This window comes from Amycolatopsis sp. H20-H5 (genome assembly GCF_035828755.1).
Taxonomy (GTDB): domain Bacteria; phylum Actinomycetota; class Actinomycetes; order Mycobacteriales; family Pseudonocardiaceae; genus Amycolatopsis.
Map to the genome: position 1 here is coordinate 1 of NZ_JAYMZS010000137.1, position 21,709 is coordinate 21,709.

19 protein-coding genes are annotated in these 21,709 nt (G+C 71.0%); 5 read left to right on the plus strand and 14 right to left on the minus strand.

Going from position 1 to position 21,709, the window contains the following annotated elements; genetic code table 11:
• Positions 1–131 precede the first annotated feature (131 nt).
• From ruvX to QMK34_RS40970, 4 genes are all read right to left on the minus strand, one after another.
• On the minus strand, positions 132–560 hold the full coding sequence (gene ruvX / locus QMK34_RS40955) for a Holliday junction resolvase RuvX (RefSeq protein ID WP_326420217.1): 429 nt from the start codon (positions 558–560) through the stop codon (positions 132–134).
• Positions 561–627: 67 nt separating this feature from the next.
• Complete coding sequence (alaS, locus tag QMK34_RS40960; protein WP_326420199.1) at positions 628–3,291, minus strand: alanine--tRNA ligase; 2,664 nt, start codon at positions 3,289–3,291, stop codon at positions 628–630.
• Positions 3,292–3,407: 116 nt separating this feature from the next.
• A complete protein-coding gene (locus QMK34_RS40965; RefSeq protein WP_326420200.1) occupies positions 3,408–3,716 on the minus strand; it encodes a hypothetical protein in 309 nt (102 codons plus the stop codon).
• The gene (locus QMK34_RS40970) at positions 3,713–4,126 is read right to left on the minus strand and encodes a DUF948 domain-containing protein (RefSeq protein WP_326420201.1); all 414 of its coding nucleotides are present in this window, start codon (positions 4,124–4,126) and stop codon (positions 3,713–3,715) included. Before QMK34_RS40970 ends, QMK34_RS40965 begins: the two co-directional genes overlap by 4 nt.
• A 197-nt stretch (positions 4,127–4,323) precedes the next feature.
• Here QMK34_RS40970 and QMK34_RS40975 point away from each other — a divergent pair, with 197 nt between their 5' ends.
• Complete coding sequence (locus tag QMK34_RS40975; RefSeq protein ID WP_326420202.1) at positions 4,324–5,052, plus strand: hypothetical protein; 729 nt, start codon at positions 4,324–4,326, stop codon at positions 5,050–5,052.
• Between the two features lie 18 nt (positions 5,053–5,070).
• Here the strand turns inward: QMK34_RS40975 and QMK34_RS40980 are convergent, their stop codons facing one another.
• Entirely contained in the window at positions 5,071–5,922 is an 852-nt protein-coding gene (locus QMK34_RS40980; RefSeq protein ID WP_326420203.1) for an NAD(P)-dependent oxidoreductase, read from the minus strand.
• Positions 5,923–6,015: 93 nt separating this feature from the next.
• Between QMK34_RS40980 and QMK34_RS40985 the strand changes: the two genes are divergently transcribed.
• From QMK34_RS40985 to QMK34_RS40995, 3 genes are all read left to right on the plus strand, one after another.
• Complete coding sequence (locus QMK34_RS40985) at positions 6,016–8,079, plus strand: phosphocholine-specific phospholipase C (protein ID WP_326420204.1); 2,064 nt, start codon at positions 6,016–6,018, stop codon at positions 8,077–8,079.
• A gap of 142 nt (positions 8,080–8,221) precedes the next feature.
• Positions 8,222–8,575 (plus strand): effector-associated constant component EACC1, encoded by a 354-nt coding sequence (locus QMK34_RS40990; RefSeq protein ID WP_326420205.1) that lies wholly within the window; start codon positions 8,222–8,224, stop codon positions 8,573–8,575.
• Between the two features lie 3 nt (positions 8,576–8,578).
• Entirely contained in the window at positions 8,579–9,925 is a 1,347-nt protein-coding gene (locus QMK34_RS40995; protein ID WP_326420206.1) for a caspase family protein, read from the plus strand.
• Here the strand turns inward: QMK34_RS40995 and QMK34_RS41000 are convergent.
• From QMK34_RS41000 to QMK34_RS41020, 5 genes are all read right to left on the minus strand, one after another.
• Entirely contained in the window at positions 9,907–11,052 is a 1,146-nt protein-coding gene (locus QMK34_RS41000) for a hypothetical protein (RefSeq protein ID WP_326420207.1), read from the minus strand. The genes QMK34_RS40995 and QMK34_RS41000 overlap by 19 nt on opposite strands.
• Positions 11,053–11,152: 100 nt before the next feature.
• Positions 11,153–11,734, minus strand: coding sequence for a 1,2-dihydroxy-3-keto-5-methylthiopentene dioxygenase (locus QMK34_RS41005; RefSeq protein ID WP_326420208.1), 582 nt, complete (start codon positions 11,732–11,734; stop codon positions 11,153–11,155).
• Between the two features lie 104 nt (positions 11,735–11,838).
• Positions 11,839–13,458, minus strand: coding sequence for a purple acid phosphatase family protein (locus QMK34_RS41010; RefSeq protein WP_326420209.1), 1,620 nt, complete (start codon positions 13,456–13,458; stop codon positions 11,839–11,841).
• Positions 13,459–13,624: 166 nt separating this feature from the next.
• A complete protein-coding gene (locus QMK34_RS41015) occupies positions 13,625–14,257 on the minus strand; it encodes a class I SAM-dependent DNA methyltransferase (RefSeq protein ID WP_326420210.1) in 633 nt (210 codons plus the stop codon).
• Positions 14,254–15,630, minus strand: coding sequence for a replication-associated recombination protein A (locus tag QMK34_RS41020; RefSeq protein WP_326420211.1), 1,377 nt, complete (start codon positions 15,628–15,630; stop codon positions 14,254–14,256). The genes QMK34_RS41015 and QMK34_RS41020 overlap by 4 nt, the downstream gene beginning before the upstream one ends.
• Before the next feature lie 75 nt (positions 15,631–15,705).
• Here QMK34_RS41020 and QMK34_RS41025 point away from each other — a divergent pair, with 75 nt between their 5' ends.
• On the plus strand, positions 15,706–16,476 hold the full coding sequence (locus tag QMK34_RS41025; protein ID WP_326420212.1) for a metallophosphoesterase family protein: 771 nt from the start codon (positions 15,706–15,708) through the stop codon (positions 16,474–16,476).
• Here QMK34_RS41025 and QMK34_RS41030 read toward each other — a convergent pair.
• The 4 genes from QMK34_RS41030 to aspS form a co-directional block, all read right to left on the minus strand.
• Positions 16,374–17,327, minus strand: a complete 954-nt coding sequence (locus tag QMK34_RS41030; protein ID WP_326420213.1) for an SGNH/GDSL hydrolase family protein — start codon at positions 17,325–17,327, stop codon at positions 16,374–16,376. The two genes, QMK34_RS41025 and QMK34_RS41030, sit on opposite strands and share 103 nt — an antisense overlap.
• Positions 17,328–17,402: 75 nt before the next feature.
• A complete protein-coding gene (locus tag QMK34_RS41035) occupies positions 17,403–18,590 on the minus strand; it encodes a phosphotransferase (protein ID WP_326420214.1) in 1,188 nt (395 codons plus the stop codon).
• A 79-nt stretch (positions 18,591–18,669) separates the two neighbouring features.
• Positions 18,670–19,611, minus strand: a complete 942-nt coding sequence (locus tag QMK34_RS41040; protein WP_326420215.1) for a DUF389 domain-containing protein — start codon at positions 19,609–19,611, stop codon at positions 18,670–18,672.
• Positions 19,611–21,389, minus strand: a complete 1,779-nt coding sequence (aspS, locus tag QMK34_RS41045; protein ID WP_326420216.1) for an aspartate--tRNA ligase — start codon at positions 21,387–21,389, stop codon at positions 19,611–19,613. Before aspS ends, QMK34_RS41040 begins: the two co-directional genes overlap by 1 nt.
• Positions 21,390–21,709: the final 320 nt, after the last annotated feature.

Here is a 21,709-nt window from a genome sequence, read left to right on the forward strand (position 1 = left end):
GTCCGGCTCGTGCCGGACGTGCCTGGACCTCGACCGCGGCGGCTGGGCGGGCCGCGGCGGGGGCGTGTCCTCGGGTTCCCGCAACCGGCGGCGGCCGCCGCGGGGGCGCTCGGGGTCGTTCGGGGGCTCGGTCATGACTCGCCCTCCCGAGCGCGGTGTGCGGCGACGGCGTCGAGCCAGGCCTGCAGGATCTCCACGGCGGCGGCCTGGTCGACCACCGCGCGTTGCTTGCGGCCCTTGACGCCGCGCTGGGACAGCATCCGGGACGCGGTGACCGTGGTCAACCGCTCATCGGCCAGTCGCACTGGTACGGGTGCCACCCTCGCCGCCACCCGATCGGCGTAGTCGAGGGCGATCATCGCGGCCGGACCCTGCCGGTCGGCGAGCGTCCTCGGCAAACCCACGATCACCTCGACCACCTCGTGTTCGGTGACGAGTTCGGCAAGCCTGTCGAGATCGCTGTCGTCCTTCGCATCACGAGAGAGGGTAACGAGCGGGCTCGCCAGGATGGGGGCGGGATCGCTCAGCGCCACCCCTACCCGGACAGAACCGACATCCACCCCGAGCCGCCTGCCGCGCCCGGGATCGCCCTCGCCGGGACGATCCGGGCGCCGCTGGACGCCGGTGTCAGCCAATGCCGGCGACCGCCGCGCGCAGGGAGACGATGGCCTCTTCGGCGCCGCCCGGACTGGTCCCGCCGCCCTGCGCCATGTCCGGCTTGCCGCCACCACGGCCGCCGATGGCCCCGGCGAACGACGGGACGAGCTTGCCCGCGGCGAGCCCCTTGTCCCGCGCGGCCGAGGTCGTCGCGACCACGAAGCTGATCTTGTCGCCCTGCGGCGCGAAGAGCGCGACGACACCGGGCCGCGAGCCGAGGCGGCCGCGGATGTCGGTGGCGAGCGCGCGCAGGCCGTTGGCGTCGATTCCCTCACCGAGGTGCTCGGCCACGAGGGTGATGCCGTTGACGTCCTGCGCCTTGTCCGCGATCGCACCCGCCGAGCCGAGCACCTGCTGGGTGCGGAGCTGCTCGATCTCCTTCTCCGCGTTCTTCAGCCGGGTCAACACGTCATCGATGCGGCCGGGCAGCTGGTCGGAGGGCACCTTGAAGGTGCTCGCGAGCTGCGAAACGAGCAGCTGCTCCTTACGGACGTACTTCAGCGCGTCCGTGCCGACCAGCGCCTCGACGCGGTGCACGCCCGAGCCGATCGACGAGTCGGAGACCAGCTTGACGATGCCGAGCTGGCCGATGCGGTCGACGTGGGTGCCACCGCAGAGCTCGCGGGAGTACTCGCCCATGTCGACCATGCGGACGTCGTTGCCGTACTTCTCGCCGAAGAGCGCCATCGCGCCCATCTCGAGGGCCTTGTCCTTGGTGGTGACCACCGTCTGGACCTCGACGTTGGTCTGGAGGTAGTCGTTGACCTCCTCCTCGACCGCGGTCAGCACGTCGGCCGAGACCGAGCCGGAGGTGGTGAAGTCGAACCGCATGCGGCCCGGCGAGTTCAGCGAACCGGCCTGCGCCGCGCGCTTGCCGTACGCGCCGCGCACGGCCGCGTGGACCAGGTGCGTGGCCGAGTGGGAGCGCTCGATGGACAGGCGACGGTGCGCGTCGACCGAGCCGGTGACGCCGGTGCCGAGGCCGACCTCGCCCGCGACGACCTCGACGCGGTGCACGAACAGGCCCGGCACGATCTTCTGGACGTCGAGCACCTTCAGCTCGACGCCGTCGCCGACCAGCACGCCGGTGTCGGCGATCTGGCCACCGCTCTCGGCGTAGAACGGGGTGCGGTCGAGCACCAGCTCGGCCTCGCGGCCCTCGCCGACGCTCTTGACCGGGACGCCGTCTTCCAGCAGCGCGACGACCTTCGCGTCGGCCTGCAGGTCCGCGTAGCCGAGGAACTCGGTCTCGCCGTGCCGCTCCAGGACCTTGCGGTACTCCGAGAGGTCGCCGTGGCCGGTCTTGCGCGTCGCCGCGTCGGCCTTCGCGCGCTGCCGCTGCTCGTTCATGAGCGTGCGGAAGCCCTCTTCGTCCACGGACAGGCCCTGCTCCGACGCCATTTCCAGGGTCAGGTCGATCGGGAAGCCGTAGGTGTCGTGCAGCTGGAACGCCTGGTCACCGGGCAGCACCAGGCCACCGGTCTTCTTCGTCTCCTCGGCCGCGAGGTCGAAGATCCGCGATCCGCTGGTCAGCGTCGAGAGGAAGGCCTCCTCCTCGGCGCGCATGATGTCGTTGATGCGGTCGAAGTCCTTGACCAGCTCGGGGTAGGACGGGCCCATCGCGTCGCGGACGATCTCCGCGAACGCGGGCAGCACCGGCTCGTGCACGCCCAGCAGGCGCGTCGAACGGACGATGCGGCGCAGCAGGCGGCGCAGCACGTAGCCGCGGCCGTCGTTGCCCGGCGTCACGCCGTCGCCGATCAGCATCATGCCGGAGCGCGCGTGGTCCGCGATGACGCGGAAGCGGACGTCGTCGACGTGGTTGTCGCCGTAGCGGTGGCCGGAGAACTCCTCGGCGCGCGCGATCACCGGGCGGACGAGGTCGGTCTCGTAGACGTTCTCGACGCCCTGCAGGATCGTCGCGACCCGCTCGACGCCCATGCCGGTGTCGATGTTCTTGGCTGGCAGCTCACCGAGGATCGGGAAGTCGGTCTTGCCGCTGCCCGCGCCCCGGATGTTCTGCATGAACACCAGGTTCCAGATCTCGATGTAGCGGTCCTCGTCGACGACCGGGCCGCCCTCGCGGCCGTACTCCGGGCCGCGGTCGTAGTAGATCTCCGAACACGGGCCGCACGGGCCGGGGATGCCCATCGACCAGAAGTTGTCCACCATGTCGCGCGACTGGATGCGCTCCGAGGGCAGGCCGGAGATCCGGCGCCAGAGCCCGGCCGCCTCCGCGTCGTCCTCGTAGACGGTCGCCCAGATGCGGTCCGGGTCGAGGCCGTAGCCGCCCTCGGACGGCGGCGAGGTGATCAGCTTCCAGGCGCGCTCGATGGCGCCTTCCTTGAAGTAGTCGCCGAAGGAGAAGTTCCCGGCCATCTGGAAGAACGTGTTGTGCCGGGTGGTCTTGCCGACCTCGTCGATGTCGCCGGTGCGCACGCACTTCTGGACGCTGGTCGCGCGCGCGAACGGCGGCGGCACCTCGCCGAGGAAGTACGGCTTGAACTGCACCATGCCTGCGTTGACGAACAGCAGGTTCGGGTCTTCGAGGATCAACGACGCGCTCGGAACGCGCGTATGCCCTTCACTCTCGAAGTAGTTCAGGAAGCGCTGGGTGATTTCGTGTGTTTCCACGGGTCAGTTCCTTGTACTGGGGCTCGACGTGGCGGATCGCGGAAGCGCGATCGCAGGCCGGGCCGTGAGAAGGGGCGGCTGCGGCGGCGGAGGGACGGGTCGCGGGCGCGACGGGGCTAGCCCTCCGCCCGGCGAGCTCGCCGGACGGGGCGCTGGGCGGCGGCGTGCCTGCCCTCGGCCACCAGCCGCGGCGAGGTGTGCCCGGTGCGCTCCTCGACCATGTCGTGCAGCTCCTGTTCCCGTTCGCTCATCCCGGCGCGCACCTCGGCGCCGAACGAGCCCACGGCGCCCGCGAGTTCCTTCACCGCGTCGCCCAGGTTCGAGGCTAACCCCGCGGGCGTGGCCTGGCGAGCCGTTTCCGCGGCCTTGCGGGACAGCACGACGCCGGTCACGACGCCGACGCCCAGCCAGAACAGCCGCTTCACTTCTTGGCCTTCTTACGGCCGGCACGCGGGGCGTGCTTGCCCTCCGCGGCGCCCGCCTTCTTCTTGCGGCGCGCGCGCAGGGCCTTGTTGACGCCGTAGGACACGGCGGCGACCTTGACCAGCGGGCCCCCGAGAGTGGCGGTGAACACCGAGGTCAGCGCGGAAACGTTGCCCGACATGGCCTGTGCGTTGGCCGTGATCCCGTCGACCCGCTCGAGCTGGGCGTTGACGTGGGTGATCGTCTCGTTCGCACCGAGCAGCAGCGGGTCGGTGTTCTCGTGCGCCTTGCGGAGCGCGATCGTGGCCTCGTCGAGGGTGCGACCGAGCTTGAGCAGCGGGATCGCCAGCAGCACTACCAGCACTACAAAAGCTCCTGCGGCGATCAGCGCGGCGATCTGCCCTGCCGACACGGGCCCTCCTCGGGGTTGGGCGGTAAGAGTGCCAGTGAGGTTACCGCCTGGCCAGCCGTTCGGCGGTGTCGCCCCGCCGGTCGGTCACTCAGCGCAGCCACCGGCGCGACCGCGGTCAGGGAACGGCCCGGTCAAAGTCTGCACAGCGGGATTCGATCTGGGACACTTACGTCTTCGTGTGGGCGGAGGGGGCTCGGATGCACGTCGGCCTGATCATCATCGGCGTGGTGTTCCTCGGGGCCGCGGCCATCGGCGGCGGGGTGAAGGCGAGCGGCGCGGAAGTCGGGGAGATCAAGACCTTTGGCGCTCAGATCGCGCTGGGCGTGGTCGGCTTCCTCGCCATTGTGCTCGGCATCTTCGTCGGCTGGATCGCCCCGCGGATCTTCGGCTCCGCCGAGGCGCCACCCCCGGTCTCCAGTCAGCCGAACCTCCCCCTCCCCCTCCCCGGCACCCCGAGCCAGAGCGCGCCGCCGCCCTCGTCCCCGGCCCCGGTATCCACGCCCGCTCCCACTCCCGATCCCGAAAGGGTCTTCTGGAGCGGCACGATCACCCTGGACGAGTACGCCGACGTCAAGCCCGCGGCGTTGCGGGACCTGGACAGCAAGCCCCCGAAAACCGACAAGAACGACGGGGACATCGGGGCCGGGGACATCGAAAGCAGTTCGGCCGAATACACCTACGGCTATCTGCTGGGCCCGCGCGGAGCCACCACCGTCGCCCAGTGGACCGCGGGCGGCGCGCCCACCAGGGCACAATGCCGGGAAGCAGCGTCGGCGAGCGGCTCGGCCACCGTCGAGATGAAGCTCGGCGGCTACGCCTGCGTGCGCACCTCGCAGGGGCGGACCGCGTCGCTCAAGATCACCAAGATCATCGGGGACGAATCCCTCCAGGCGGCCGCGACAGTGTGGGACGACGCCGACCAATAGCCCCTGCCGCCGCCCTGTTCAGGAATCGACCACGCCGCGGTACAGCACGGCCATGTCGTCGTCGCCGTAACCGGCTTCGACCGCCTTCTCCAGGTGGACCAGCGTGGCCGCGACACCGCCGAGATCGGCGTCGCCCGCGGAGTCCAGGACCAGCCGGGCGTCCTTCGCCGCGAGCTTCGCGGGGAAGCTGGTCGTGAAGTCGCCGTTGATCATCGCGGCGCCCTTGATGTGCGCGTAGGCGACGTCGGTGCCGCCGCCCTTGATGGAGTCGAGGAACGACTGCGGGTCGAGGCCGAACTGCCCGGCCAGCGCGACGGTTTCGGCCACCGCGTTGGTGAGCGCGAGCACCCAGGAGTTGGCGACGAGCTTGAGCTTGCTGGCCGCGCCCGCCTCGCCGACCCACAGGGTCTTGGCGCCGATCGCGTCGAACACCGGGGCGCACCGCTCGCGCAGCTCGTCCGGCCCGCCCGCGAGAACGGTGAGCTTGCCCGCTTCGGCGGGCTGTTTGGTGCCAAGGACGGGTGTGTCGACGAACGCCAGCCCGGCCTTCGCCGCGGCCTCGGCGTGCTTGGCCGTCCACTCGGGACCGACGGTGCTCGACTGGATCCACACCGCGTCCGGTTCGATGGCGGCGGCGATCGCGGTGAACAGCTCCAGCACCGTCGGGCCGTCCGCGAGCATCGTCAGCACGAGGTCCGCGCCCGCCACGGCCAGGCCGGGCTCGTCGAACACCTCGACGCCATGGGCGGTCAGCGGCTCGGCCTTGGCATCGGTGCGGTTCCAGGCACGGACGGTGAACCCGGCCTTGGCGAGGTTGGCGGCCATGGGAGCGCCCATGATCCCGGTACCGAGGAAGGCGACAGTGGTCATACCGCCATCGTGCCGCGAACTGCCCGTGCTCGCTTAACCGGCCTCCACCGTTCGGTTCTTGTCCCGTTCATCTTTCTCGGCAAGGGTGCCCCCATGCCTGAACTGTCCCGACGCCGAGTGCTCGGTGTGTCCGGAGCCGCGCTCGCGGGCTCCCTGCTGCCCCCGTCCGTGCACGCCGCCATGGCCGAACCGATGCGCCGTGGTGGTCTCGACGCGGTGGAGCACGTCATCGTGCTGATGCAGGAGAACCGGTCGTTCGACCACTACCTCGGCTCGCTGCGCGGGGTCCGCGGCTTCTCCGACGCCCACCCGCTGGAGCTGCCGGACGGCAAGTCGGTCTTCGAGCAGCCGAACCCCGCGGGCGGGCGCGTGCTGCCGTTCTCGCTGCGCGAAGGGGCCGCGCGGGCCGGGCGGAACGCCTCCGACATCCAGTACCTCGGCGACCTGGACCACAGCTGGACCGGCACCGGCAAGGCGTGGGGCCGGGGCTGGAACAACGGCTGGATCGGCGCGAAGAGCCCGGCGACGATGACGTACTACGACCGCCAGGACATCGCGCTGCAGTACGAGCTCGCGGACACGTTCACGATCTGCGACGCCTACCACTGCTCGATCTTCGGCTCCACCAACCCGAACCGGAACCACCTGTGGACCGGGAAGGTCGGCACCGAGCCGGGCGGCACCGCGCGCGCGGTCACCAACGCGGCGTACTCCTACGACCACGCCGGGTACGACTGGACGACCTATCCCGAGCGGCTCGAAGCGGCCGGTGTGCCGTGGCAGATCTACCAGGAATGGGACAACTTCACCGACAACGCCGTCGAGTACTTCGTGCCGTTCAAGAAGATCGGCGCCAAGATCCTCGCGTCGGTGGACGGCAAGTTCCGGACCACCGAAGAGTTCTACGACACGATCGTCACCAAGACGCCCGCCGAGCGCGTGACGATGTTCGCGCAGTTCAACGCCGGGATCGCGAAGCTGTCCCCCGCCGAACGATCCCTGTTCGGCAAGGCGATGTACCGCAGTGAGCCCGAGACGCTGGTGAGCCGCCTGCGGTCGGACATCAAGGCGCGGAAGCTGCCGAAGGTCAGCTGGCTGGTGCCCTCGGCGGCCGACTCCGAGCACCCCGGCGCGTCGACCCCGGTCGGTAGCGCGAACCTGATCTACGACGTGCTCGACGCGCTCGCGTCCGACCGCGAAACCTGGTCGAAGACCGTGCTGCTGATCAACTTCGACGAGAACGACGGCTACTTCGACCACGTGCCGCCGCCCGTCCCGCCGGGCAACGCGGCGAACGACGACGACCACTTCAACGGTCAGCCGATCGGCTTCGGGCCGCGGGTGCCGATGACCGTGGTGTCGCCGTGGACGATCGGCGGGTTCGTCGACTCGACCGTCTACGACCACACGTCCGTGTTGCGGCTGCTGGAGCGCTGGACCGGCGTCAAGGAGCCGAACATCAGCCAGTGGCGGCGCACGGTCGCGGGCGACCTCACCGGCGCGTTCGACTTCTCCCGCGCGGGCCGCCCGCCGCACGTGACGAAGCCGGGCCCGGTGCCCGCGCCGATCTCGCGCTGGCACCCGGTTCCGCCCGCGGACCAGGCCTTGCCTGTCGCGGAGCCAGGCACCCGCGCCGCCCGCGCGTTGCCGTATCAGGCGTCGGTCTCGGGTTCGCTCGACAACTCGGGGCAGCTCGCTCTCCGGCTCGCCAACGACGGGAAGGCGTCGGCCCACTTCGCGGTGTACCCGTATGCCGGTGAACTGCCCGAGCCCGCGCACTGGGACGTCAAGGGCTCGCTGTCGCAGGGCCTGCCGCTGAAGGGCGACGCCTACCGCGTGGTCGTGCAGGGCCCGAACCGGTCTTGGTGGGAGCTGCGCGGCAGCCGCTCCGGTGCGGCGGCGGGTGTCGACGTCCGGACGCGTTTCCTGTCCTGGCGCGGCGGTCTGGAGCTGACGCTGGCGAACTCCGGCGCGACGGCGGTGACGCTGCGGCTGGGCAACCGGGTCGTGCGCGTCCCGGCCCGGCGCTCGGTGACGGTGGACTGCCCGGTGCGCAACGGCTGGTACGACGTCCGCGTGACCGCCGACGGCGACCCCGCCTTCCTGCGCACCCTCACCGGCCGCGTCGAGGACGGCCGCCCCGGCACCACCTGCTGAACTGTCCCTGAAGGCCACCATCACAGCGTCTAACGCCGTCAGGCCCGTCGCCGACGAGGCGACGGGCCTTTGGGGACGCTGTGGCCTTCAGGGACTTTCGGGGAACGGCACCGGCAAAAGGGTGTCCGGGTACGGTGAGCGCATGGAAGCACGGGTTTCGGTGACCGAAGGGGGCGACGAGCTTTCGTCGCTGCTGGACTGGTTACGCCAGGAGGACGAGCTGCGTGGCCGGGTGCGGCCGCTTTCGGTCACGCCAGAGCTAGGGCACATGGGCGGGGCGGGCGACGCGCTCACGGTCGCGCTGGGCGGTGGCGGCGCGATCACCGTGCTGGTGGCGTCGATCTCGGTGTGGCTGCGCAACCGGCGTTCCGACGTGAACGTCGAGGTCACCATCGGCGACCGCAAGGTCTCCCTGGACGTCAAGCGGTTCAAGGCCGACCCGGCCGGGGTACGGGAGCTGGTCGAGGCCGCCAGCCAGGCGCTGGCACAGGACTGACCGATGGTGCGGCGAGCCGATTCGTTGGTGTCGCGTGCCCTCCTGGTGGGGTGCGCGGCGTACGAGGATCCGAACCTGCCCGACCTGCCCGCGGTCCGCAACAACGTCCGCGAGCTGGCGGAGGTCCTCGTCGAGCCGGCGCTCGGCGGGCTCGATCGGTCCGTGTGTCACGTGTTCGAGGATCTGCGCTCCGACGAGACGTGGAAGATCGCGAACCTGGCGGAGCAGGCCGAGGACGTCCTGATTGTCTACTACTCCGGGCACGGCCTGCTGACCGACGACGGGCGGCTCCTGCTCGCGCTGGCCGATACGAAGGACCACTACCGCGACCACACCTCGCTGCAGATGGATCGTCTGCACAGCATGATCAGGGCGAGCCCGGCGAAGATCAAGGTACTCGTCCTCGACTGTTGTTACGCCGAGCGCGCGCTGCGCGAGTTCAACGCCACCATGGGTGGTCCCGAAGACCTCATGGAGGTCGACGGCGCGTACACCCTGTGTTCCAGCGGCGCCAACCAGACGGCGATGGCACCGGCAGGCGAGCGGTACACCTCGTTCAGCGGCGAGCTGATCCGGCTGCTGCGCGACGGGGTCGACAACAACACCGACCTCCTCTCGATGGACACGGTGTACCACGCGCTGCTGCGATCCCTGCTCGGCAAAGGACTTCCCAAGCCCCGGCAGTTCCACCGCAACACCGCGTCGTCGCTGGCCTTGGTGCGCAACAGCCGATACCGCCCGGCGCCGCCGTCCACCCCGCCCGTCCGCCGGGTCGAGTTGCGGCGGATCGTGCTCGGCACCGGACGCGACCTCAACGCCCGGATCGACGCGCTTGAAACACTCGCCGCCGGGGCGGCGGACGACCCGGAGATCGAAGAGGAGCTCGCGCTGCTGGCGGCCAACGCCCGGTTGCCCGTACTCATGCGGGTGCGGTGCATCCACGAACTCGGCCTGCTGGGCAAGGGGCAGAGCGCGATCGAGGCGCTTGAAACCATCATCGGGCAAGGTAGGGGTGCCGAGGCGCTGCGGAAACTCGCCTGGTTCACCGAACTGCTCGGGGACGACGGTCGCTGGCATGCGGCGATGGCCGAGCGCTGGGACTCGGACGGCGACCTGGCGGCGTCGGTGCTGGCGGCGGACGCCGGGCTGTGGGGCCTGCTGGTGGCGATGATGCTGACCGAAGCGAGGTTCTCCCTGACCACCAGGTTGAAGGTCACCGAGGAGCTGGCGGGACTCGGTCATCCCGAACAGGCTCAGGCCGTCTTGCGGGCGCTGTTGCGCGACAAGCGGCTCGACCAGAGCGGACACCGCCGGGTGACCGCGGCGCTGACCTACCTGTCCTCGGTGTGACGGACCGGGTGGGGTAACAGCCGGAACACCCTGTCCTGGCGGGCGGTCAGCTCACCGAGGGCGTCCGCGATCAGCGTGCCGCCCTGGCCGAGCCTGGGCGCGGGCTCCGCCATCGGGATCGGGAGCACAGGTTCCGGCTGGACCGGGAACAGCTGCGCCAGACCCACGGGAGTCTCGTCGAAGACGGGGCTCGCCTCGACGACCTGCGGCTCGGTGGCGGGCGGGGTTTTGCCCTTCGGCTCCATAACCGCGCCGACTATGCCCAGGAGACTGACAACCGCTCCGGCGCCCGCGAGCAGGTCGACCCACCACCACAACGAGCCCAGGATGATCAGCATCACCAGATAGACCGCGAGGGCGCCGAAAGCGACGGCCAGCCGTGCCTCGCTCAGTGCCTCGCTCGACCGCAGTTTCCGGGCGGCCGGTGACTTGACGACTTCGAGCCACGCGCAGGCGAGCGGGGGAAGCAGCAGGACCGCGCCCACGAGGTCCACGAGCGAGATCAGCAGCCCCGCCCAGACCGGAACGCCGAACACGACGATGGCCATCACACCGGTGGCGATGACGGCGAACCCGTTCAGCGCCTGCGCGGCCAGCGAAAGGGGTGACGTCAGCCCCGGGGTCTCCGGATACTCGTCCCGGTAAGCGAGCGGAACCGCTGCGGCGGGGAAGCCCGCCAAGGCCGTGCCGAGCACCTGGAGGACGGGGCTCCAGCCGCCGAGGTCGACGAACGTGCCGACGAAAGCGGCGGCCACGCCGAGCAGGATCGCCAGCGCCGCCAGGCCAGGACCCTCGAAATCGTCCCCGAACTCGATCAGGCCGGAGAAGGTGCCGATGACGATGAGCAGGATCGCGGCGCCCACGGTCCACGGCTTCCACCAGACCGGGTCCATCCAGTGCCACCCGTGGTCGCTGACCAGCACGCCGACCCCGAGGGGCGCCGCCAGTGCGAGACGGTAGCCGCCGAAGCGGTTGGCCCGGATCAGCAGGAGCAGGGCACCGGCGAGAAGGGCCAGCACGCCGAACCCGGTGACGGTGACCGAGGTCGCCGGGGCGAGTTTGCCGAGCTCGCCCGCGGTGAGGCCGGAAGCGCCCAGGATCAGCAGGACGACACCGCAGAACAGCATCACGCCACCCCCCTCCCGGCACCCGAAAAGCGCAGGATGACCTTACCGGACCGGGCCAGTGTCAGTGTCAGTGAGAGCCGTCGGCGAGAGCCGGAACGGCTCAGCCCCAGCGGGCGGCGGTCAGTGCGTCGAAACCGGCGAAACGGCTGGAGAGCTTCGAACCGGTGAAGTGGCCCGCCCAGCCGTCCTCGCTGTGGAAGAAGCGAATCGAGACGTAGTCGGGGCGGGTGCCCATGTCGAACCAGTGCGTGGTGTCCGCGGGGATGCTGAGCAGGTCGCCCGCCTCGCACAGCACGGCGTACACATGCTCGCCGACGTGCAGGTAGTACACCGCCGAACCGCGGGCGAAGAAACGATCTTCGTCGTCGCCGTGGGTGTGCTCGTCGAGGAACTTCGCGCGGGACGCGGCCGCGGCGACGGCCAAGGCAGGGTCGTCCGACGGGGTCATCCGCATGGTGTCCACCAGCCGGTAGCCCTGCGCCTCGACGACTTCGCCGATCCGGTCGCCGTACGCCGCCAGGATCTCGTCCTCGGTCGCCTCGCGCGGGAGCCCTTCGACGACGGCCCAGCGCTCGAACCGGACCCCGATCCGCTTGAGCTCGGCGGTGATCGCCTCGGTGTCCTCGGTCCGGAGCACGAGTGAACCCGGGCGCTCGTCGGGCCACACGGTCAGCAGCGTCATCGGGCTCTCCTCGCCTTTCCCCGAGTCTCACACTGCCGACTGCCCCTGAAGGCCACCATCACGGCGTTTTACGCCGTGATGGTGGCCTTCAGGGGCAGTCACGCTCAGGCGTCGCCGAGGTCCGAGCCGACGCCGGAGGCGGTCAGCGGCGCGCGGCCGAAGCCGCTGTGCAGGCCCGCGGTGCGACGCACGGTGAACCGGTCGATCTCCACGCCATCGTTGCGTAGCGTGCGCACCGTCAGGGTGGTCTTGCGGCCGAACCACGCGGGTACGACGTCGATCGCCAGGAACGAGTACCCGGTGTAGCGCACTCGCGACCACGCCACGGTCTCGCTGACCTTCGTGCCGTCCGGCGCCCAGTGATACGACGGGAACTCACCGGCGAACGTGTCGGGCACCGGGAAGCTGTAGACGCTCCGCCCGCCTCCGCCACAGGTCGCGTAGACGGTGCCGTCCTGGTCCGGGTCGACGGTGTCGCCGATCTTGACCTCGCGGGTCACCTTGCCGCCGCGCAGCGCGTCGGTGCGCTCGTAGATGTGGTTGTGCCCGTTGATGACCAGGTCGACGTGGAACTCGTCGAACAGCGGCACCCACGCGTCGCGCACCCCGCCCTCGGACGCGTGCTGGTTGGTCGTCGAGTACGCGCAGTGGTGGAAGAACACCACGACGAAGTCGACGTCCGGCTGCATCCGCAGGTACCGCAGCCGCCGCTTGAGCCAGGCCGTCTGCGAGCCGTTCGAGTAACCCTTGTTGGCCGGGATCTCGTTCGACACATCGTTCGCGTCGAGCGACACGACGCCGACGTTGCCGTAGATGAACGAGTAGACGCTCGGGCAGTCCTTCGGGCCCGAGCCGGGGAAGTCCCAGCGCTTGGTCTGGCCGCCGTAGCCGTCCGGTGAGTAGAGCGCTTCCATGTCGTGGTTGCCGGTGGTGACCATCCAGGGCACCGAGGCGGCGACGCCCTCGATCTGGCTGAAGTAGGCGTCCCAGACCTTCGGGTCGAACAGGTCGTGCCCCGAGTCCGGCACGGTGCCCGGCGGCTTGCCCGCCCCGCTCGGGTCGGCGTACGCGATGTCCCCGGCGAGCAGGTGGAACTTCGGCTGCTGCTTCGCGACCGAACCGTCCTGCGCGAGCGCGGTGGTGGACACGCCCTGGTCGCCGAACGCGGTGAAGGTGAACTTCTCCGCCGGGAAACCCCGGCCGGGCGCGGTGGTGAAGGTCGAGATGGCGGCCGCTCCGCCATCGCCCGCGGCCGGGTCGAAGCCGTCGTGCCCGACGGCGTAGGAGTACGTCCGGCCGGGCGTCAGGCAGTCGACCTCGGCGTGGAGGTAGTACTGGTCGAGCGGGGCGATGACCCCGGCGACCTCGGAGTGCAGCGCGCGCACCTCGGCGGGGATCTTGTGGCCCCACTGGGTGCCGCGGTGGCGGTGGTCACCGGCCTCCGCGATGCGCACGAACGGGTGCTTCACCGGGGCGGGCACCTGCCAGGCGATGCGGACCGAGGTCCGCGGGTTGCGGCCGAAGGCGAGGTGGCGCCCCACCGGGACGACCTTCGTGCCGTCCGCATACGCCGTGCCGGTGAGCAGCAGTGGACCGGCCGCGAGCAGCGCGCCACCCGCCGCCGCGCCCTTGAGCATCGAACGGCGGCTCAGGTATTCGTGTTGTTCGGCCATCGACAGCCGGGAAGCCAGTGCGTCGGGAACGCCTACTCTCGGGATTTCCATGCGCGCATAGTCACCCCTGCGCATGCCCGTTCCCCCACGGTCAGGCGAACGGCAGCCGTCCAGCTCCCCAGCCGTTCACCAAGCCCCGGCAAAGCTCTCTTTACGGATATCCGCGGAGTGTCCGCCTGGTTCCACACCGTGCCGTTTCACCTGTCCAGGGCGCGACCTATCGACGAGTTGCGAAGAGGAGCGCTTGCGGGACGTCCTCGTCCGGGTCCAGAAGCAGGTGAGCCTCGGCCGTGAAACCGGCCTCGCGAAGCCAGGCCGAAACCCGCTCGGGCCGGCGGCGGTGGACGTGGACTTTCATCGGGTGGCCGCCGTAGCCCGCCGTCTTCAGGCGCGACTCGTCGCCGACGTGGAAGCCGAGCAGCAACGGCCCGCCAGGCCGCAGGGCCCGGTGGAAGTGCCCGAACACGGCGGGCATTTCGTCGTCGGGGACGTGGATCAACGACCACCAGGCGAGCAGCCCGGCGACCGAGGCGTCGGCGAGGTCGAGGTCCGTCATCGACCCCACCTCGAACCGCGGCCCGGGATGGTCGTGCCGGGCGATGTCGATCATCCCGGGCGAGAGGTCGACGCCGAACGCGTCGACACCGAGCTCGTGCAGGTGCGCGGTGACCTCGCCGGGGCCGCAGCCGACGTCGGCCACCGGCCCGCCGCCACCGGCCAGCACCTTGTCCGCGAACAGCGCCAGGGCCGCCCGCAGGTACGGCTCCCCGGCCAGCGCGTGGCGCATCTGGTCGGCATAGCTGGCCGCGACCGTGTCGTAGGAGGTCCGGGTGTCGGCCAGCCAGCTCACGAAGTGCCCCGGATGGTCCGGCGCAGCTTGGGGACACGCTCGGCGATGGCCCGCTCCGCGCCGCGCTGGGTCGGCTCGTAGTAGTCCGTGCCCACCAGTTCGTCCGGCGGGTACTGCTGCGTGAGCACCCCTTCCGGGACGCCGTGGGGGTAGCGGTAGCCCTGGGCGTTGCCCAGCTTGGCCGCTCCGGCGTAGTGCCCGTCGCGCAGATGGGGCGGCACCGTGCCGATGGTGCCGGACCGGACGTCGGCGAGCGCGGCGTCGATGCCTTTGATCACCGCGTCGGACTTCGGCGCCGTCGCCAGGTGGATGGTGGCCTGCGCGAGCGCGAGCCTGCCCTCCGGCATGCCGATGAACTGCACGGCGTGCGACGCCGCGACGGCCGACTGCAGCGCCGTCGGGTCCGCCATGCCGATGTCCTCGCTGGCGTGCACGACCAGGCGCCTGGCGAGGAACCGCGGGTCCTCCCCCGCCTCGATCATCCGCGCCAGGTAGTGCAGCGCGGCGTCCACATCGGACCCGCGGATCGACTTGATGAACGCGCTGATCACATCGTAGTGCTGATCACCGTCGCGGTCGTAGCGCACCGCCGCCTTGTCCACTGTGGACTCGACGATGGCGAGGTCGATCGTCTTGTGCTCGGTGGCGCTCGCGGCGTCGGCCGCCGCTTCGAGCGCGGTGAGCGCGCGCCGGGCGTCGCCCGTGGCCAGCCGCACGAGGTGGGCGCGGGCGTCGTCGGTCAGGGTGAGCTCGCCGCCGAGGCCGCGTTCGTCGACCAGCGCGCGCTCGATCAGCTTGGTGACGTCCTCGTCGGTCAGCGGCCTCAGCTGAAGCACGAGCGAACGCGACAGCAGCGGGGAAACCACGGAGAAGGACGGGTTCTCGGTCGTCGCGGCGACCAGCAGGACGGTCCGGTCCTCGACCGCGCCGAGCAGGGCGTCCTGCTGGGTCTTGGAAAACCGGTGGACCTCGTCGATGAACAGGACGGTGTTCTCGGCGTTGTAGTTGCGCCGCCGCCGGGCCTCCTCGATGACCCCGCGGACCTCCTTGACCCCGGCCGAAAGCGCCGACATCGCCACGAACCGGCGCCCGGTGGCCGAGGACACCAGGTTGGCCAGCGTGGTCTTGCCCGTCCCGGGCGGGCCGTAGAGCAGCACGGACGCCGGCGCGGCGCCCTCGACGAGCCGCCGCAGCGGCGCTCCCTCGCGCAGCAGGTGCTGCTGGCCGACGACCTCGTCCAGCGAACGCGGCCGCATCCGCACCGCGAGCGGCGACCCGGCCGGCACGGCCTCGAGCTCGCGCGGCCCCCCTGGCGTTGGCTCGGGCGGCGGGGCCACGTCGGGGTTCACGGTGAAGAGCTCGTCCTGTGCCACAGTGCCGACGGTAGCCGTTGAGCCCGTGGCGAACACACCTGGCCGGGTGCGCGGGGAGACGGCCATGCTGGCCGGATGACCGAACTCGCCGGACTCGTCGCCGTGCTGGCCGACATCCACGGTGTGCTGCCCGCGCTGGACGCGGTGCTCGCCGAGCCCGACGTCCGCGCGGCGGACCGGATCGTGCTGTGCGGCGACCTGGCCGCGGGCCCGCTGCCGGTGCCGACGCTCGAGCGGCTGGCCGCGCTCGGCGATCGCGCCGTGTGGGTCCGCGGCAACGCCGATCGCGAACTCGTCACCCTCGCCAGTGGTGGCGCCACGACGATCCCCGACCCGATCGCGCCGTGGGCGGCGGCGGAGCTGGGGCAGGCGCACATCGCGCTGCTCGACGGCCTGCCGACCACCGTGACGCTCGACGTCGCCGGGCTCGGCGAGGTGCTGTTCTGCCACGCCACCCCGCGCGACGACGAGGAGGTCGTGCTGGTGGACAGCAGTCTCGCGCGCTGGACGGAGGTGCTCGACGGCGTCAGCGCGGAGACGGTCGTCTGCGGGCACACCCACATGCCGTTCAGCAGGCTGGTGGACCGGCGCCTCGTGGTCAACCCGGGCAGCGTCGGCATGCCGTACGGGACCTCCGGCGCGCACTGGGCGCTGCTCGGCGGCACCACCGGCCCCGCGGTCCGGCTGCGCCGGACCCGCTACGACACCGAGCGGGCCTGTCAGTCCCTTGTGGACGGTTCGGGCTATCCGGGGATCGAGGACTGGGCCGGCGGGTTCGTGCGGCACCCGGCGTCCGACGTCGAAGCGCTGACGGTGTTCGGGCCGCGGGACGGGCGCGGCCCGTAGCGGTCGCGGAACTCGCGCCACATGATGGTGGCCGCGTACGGCAGGAAGTCACGCCCGCGCCGCCACAGCCACGGGATTCCCTTGAGCACCAGCCAGCCGACGTGCTCCACCGTGCCGTGCTCGGCACCGCCGGAGCAGGTCATGCTCACCGGCTCCGGCACGGCGAACCCGGTGCCCGCCAGCGCGTCGGCGAACCCGCGCGCGAGCAGCCGGTGGCCGTACTCGGACGGGTGGAGCCGGTCGACGCTCCAGGTGGTCAGCTCGTAGGCGCCCGGCAGCTCCCCCAGCTCAAGACACGGCACGCCCAGCCGCGTCACGACCTCTTCGACGACGGCGTTGAGCTCCGCGATCCGGGCGCTCAGCGCGCGCCGCAGCGCGGCGGGCAATCGGAAGACCTTGCCGTGGTCGTGGAACTTGACCGGGACGACCGTGGTGCCCACGGCCGCGAGCTCGGTGATCACCGTGGTCAGGTTCGCGGCGATGTCGCGAGCGTCGAAGTCCGGGCGCAGCGTGTCGTTCATGCCGACGACCAGCACGGCGACGTCGGGCCGGTGCCCGAGCGCCGCGGGCAGCTGCTCGGTGCGCACGCAGCGCATCCGGGCACCCTCGAACGAGGTGTTGAGGTAGCCCGCGGCGTCGACGCCGAGCGCGTCCGCCAGCAGGGGACCCACGCCGCGCCAGCCACCGCCGGGCAGCGGATCGCCAAGCCCGACCGCGGTGGAGTCGCCGAGCACGGCGAGCCGCTCGGCCCGTCGCGGTACCGGAGCGGGCGGGGCCGCCGGGTCCGGCGAGTCGAAGGGATCGGGCGGCTCGGTGACTTCGACGCTCATCACGGTCACACGGAAGACCATCGGGCACGCAGACTCACCAGCGGTGATCACCGGGTAACAGGCCGAGGACACCTCGGCGAACCCTCGGTGCGGGGGCTACCTGAAGGCCGGGTAGAACGCCAGATCCGCGTGCGGGCCCAGCCGGGCGCCGAGCGCGGCGGCGACGCGCGTGGCGTGCTCCGCGACGTCGTCGAGCTGCGTGCGCACGGCCTGCTTGGCGAGGTCGCGCCACCAGGTCACCAGCGCGGCCTCACGGCTGACCGGGGTGGCGTGGCGCGTGAGGTCCAGCGTCGGCAGCATCTCCCAGGTCAGCGTCCAGACGAGCATCAGCTCGCTGTCCACCAGGTACGCGGCCAGCGCGAGGTCGTCGACGAGTGCGGGCCACACCCCGGCGACCTCGGACCGCCAGGCGGCGATCATCGCCTCGCTCATGCCCGGCGGCAGCGCGAGCGCGTCGGGCGCGGTGGCGAACGGGAGCCGCAGCAGGGCGGCGTCGACCAGCGCGTTGCGCACCCGGCCGCGTTCGAAGTCGAGGAAGCGGACGCCGGCGCTGGTGATCAGGTTGTTGTCCGGCAGCAGGTCGACCGGGCTGAACGCGCGGTACTCCGTCGACCGGGCCATTTCGGCGGCCAGCTTGGCCCGTTCACGGACCGGGGCCGGGGTCTCGATGTCGAGCCGCTCTTCGAGCAGCACCGGCACCTGGGCGCAGACGGCGGCCGGGGTCGTGTCCTCACCCTTGACCGGTCCGCCCAGCCTGCGGAGCAGCGCGTTGAAGTCGGCCTCGCGGGTGGCCGTGCTGGCGTGCAGCCTGCCGAGGGACCGGGCCCACGACAGCAACGCGCGCTCAGCACCCCGCGCGTCCGTTGTGCGCAGTTTGTCCCGCAGAGTGGGCACGCGGCCGAGGTCCTCGATGACGAGGACGCGCTGGCGGCCGTCGTGCGCCAGCAGCTCCGGGCACATCCGCTCCTCCGGCGCCAGCGCGGTGAACAGCTGGTAGCTGACCGCCTCCTGCGCGAACGGATCGGCCTCGCCGGGGCACGCGGGCTCCGGGTAGTGCTTGATGATGAGGGTGCGCGGCAGCGAGAACGGCGAGGACGCCACCGTGGCCCTGACCACGGTGGCCGGGCCGCTCCCGGCCAGGTCCTCGGGGTCCACCAGGAGGATGGCACTGCCGAATCGGCGTGCGAGTACCTGTTCGCCGGCGGCGACCGCTGCCTCGACGGCGAAGGTTTCGGCTCCAGCTCCGACTGTCGAATCGTCGGCAGAGGAGGTGTCGACTGTCATTGCCACCGACCCTACTAGTGAGCGAGCAACCATGACCACTGAGATCCGGACAAGGGCGTGCGGATCGGCGTTGCCCGCGTCACCCGCGTGAAAGCGGACGCGCGAGCACCGCGGAACGTTGCCCGCGACGGCGGAACATCAGCACAATGGCCGCAGCCAGCACGATTCCGACCAGGTTGACCAGGAGCTGGCCGATCGAGAACAGGCATTTGTGCCAATCCCCCACGACCGCCGCCACCACCGCGTACCCGGCCGCCGGGACGGTCGTGACCGAGATGAACACCCCGACCAGCGCGGCCGATTTGGCCGAGGTCATCGAGAGCATTCCGGCCGCGCCCGCCAGCAGCGCGACGATGAACGACGCGGGCCCGACCTGGTAGACGAAGTCGACCTGGTGGTTGCCGCCGAGGGATTCCGGGTTCAGTACCCCGGTGACGTCCCCGAGCAGCACCACCCCGAGGGTGACGGCCATCGCGAGCGGGAACCCGATCGCCAGCGCGCTCCCGGCCTGGCGCGCCAGGTCCCCGCGCCGCAGCACCAGCCCGACCGCGATGGCGGCGAGCGGCCCGAACTCCGGGCCGACCACCATCGCACCGACGATGGTCACCGCCGAGTCGGTGATGACGCCGACCGACGCGAGCAGGCAGGCGATGACGAGGAACGCCAGGAACGTCACATTCAGGCGGGATTCCTCACCCGTACGGCCCAGCAGCTCCTGCCAGACGATGGCGTCGGCGCCCTCGCCGGGAGCCTTCTCCTCCGCCTGGTCGGCGGCGTCGGACAACGCGGTGTCGAGCGCTTCGAGGGTGATGCCGCCGGTGCGGTCCAGCTCGAGCGCGCACAACGCGTCGACGATCTCGTCGGCCGACTCGCGCGCGATGTCCGCCTCGACGAGGTCGCCCTCGGGACTGATCGCGACGCCGCGGTGCACGATCAGATGTGCCGTGCCGGGGCTGGCCCGCAGGACTTCGAGCACCTCGGTGGTCTTGTCCTGCGGGCTGACCGCTCTCAGGTGCAGCACTACTTCGGCGGCGTGGCGGGCTTCGCGACGGCGTCGATGCCCGCCTCCTTGCGCTGCTGCGCGGTGATCGGCGCGGGCGCGGCCGTCAGCGGGTCGAACCCGCCACCGGTCTTCGGGAAGGCGATGACGTCACGCAGCGAGTCGGCCCTGGCCAGCAGCATGACGATGCGGTCCCAGCCGAAGGCGATGCCGCCGTGCGGGGGCGGGCCGAAGGCGAAGGCGTCGAGCAGGAAGCCGAACTTCTCCTGCGCCTCCTCCTCGCCGAGGCCCATGATCTCGAAGACCTGCTTCTGCAGCGCCTGCTGGTGGATACGGATGGACCCACCGCCGATCTCGTTGCCGTTGCAGACGATGTCGTAGGCGTAGGCCTTCGCGGCGCCGGGGTCCTCGGAGAGCTTGGCGATCGAGTCCGGGGTGGGCGAGGTGAACGCGTGGTGCAGCGCGGTCCACTTGCCGCCGCCGACCGCGACGTCGTCGCCGATCTCCTCGACCGGTGCGAACAGCGGGAAGTCGACGACCCAGACGAACGACCAGGCTTCTTCGTCGATCAGGCCGAGCCGCTTGCCGATCTCGTCGCGCGCGGCGCCGAGCAGCGGCTGCGTGGACGCGGCCTTGCCCGCGGAGAAGAAGATGCAGTCGCCGACCTTGGCGCCCACGGCGTCGACGACGGTCTCGCGCTCCTTCTCGGACAGGTTCTTGGCGACCGGGCCGCCGAGCGTGCCGTCCTCGTTGACCAGGATGTACGCGAGGCCACGCGCGCCGCGCTGCTTCGCCCACTCCTGCCAGGCGTCGAGCTGGCGGCGGGGCTGGCTCGCGCCGCCCGCCATGACGACCGCGCCGACGTACGGCGCCTGGAACACGCGGAACGGCGTGTCCTTGAAGAAGTCGGTCATCTCGGTCAGCTGCAGGTCGAAGCGCAGGTCGGGCTTGTCCGAGCCGTACTTCGCCATGGCGTCGGCGTAGGTGATGCGGCGGAACCCGCTCGGCACGTCGTGGCCGATGAGCTTCCACAGCGCGATGACGATGTCCTCGCCGAGCGCGATGACGTCGTCCTGCTCGACGAAGCTCATCTCGATGTCGAGCTGGGTGAACTCGGGCTGCCGGTCGGCGCGGAAGTCCTCGTCCCGGTAGCAGCGCGCGATCTGGTAGTACCGCTCCAGGCCGCCGACCATCAGCAGCTGCTTGAACAGCTGGGGCGACTGCGGCAGCGCGTACCAGGAGCCGGGCCGCAGGCGGGCCGGGATGACGAAGTCGCGGGCGCCTTCGGGGGTGGAGCGGGTCATGGTCGGGGTCTCGACCTCGACGAACTCCTGGGCGTGCAGCACCTCGCGGGCCGCGCGGCTGACCTCGCTGCGCAGGCGCATCGCGGCGGCCGGGCCGCTGCGGCGCAGGTCGAGGTAGCGGTGCTTGAGGCGGACCTCTTCGCCGACGTCGACCCGGTCGTCGATCGGGAAGGGCAGGACGGCGGACTCGGACAGGACCTCGAGCTCGGTGGCGAGGACCTCGATGGCGCCGGTCGGGATCTCGGCGTTGGCGTTGCCCTCTGGCCGCGCGTTGACCTCGCCGATGATGCGGACGCAGAACTCCGAGCGCAGCTGGTGGGCGCGCTCGGCCATCTCGCCCTCGCGGAAGACGACCTGGGCCACGCCGCTGGCATCCCGCAGATCGATGAAGATGACCCCGCCGTGATCGCGTCGCCGAGCCACCCATCCGGTGAGGGTGACGGTCTGACCGGCGTGCTCGGCACGCAAGGTGCCGGCTTTGTGGGTGCGAAGCACTGCGGGTGCTCTCCTTCGGCATGGGTCGGGCGTGTCAGCTGGGATTTCGCCGACGGCAAAGGGTAACGAATCACCCCCGGGTGCCCGCTACCAGGTTTCCCGCCCGCCCCTCACCGTGTCCGCCCCCCGTACACACGTGACGGCGATCCAGACACGCGTGACGGCGTTCTATACACACGTGACGGCCGTCCAGACACGCGAGACGGCCATCCGCGCACACGAAACCAGCCGACACCGCGTGTCCGCTCCGGCCAACACGCCCGGACGATCTCCGTGTCGGCCGTTCCCGTCCGGGCGTTTGGCCGCGGCGGGTGTGACGG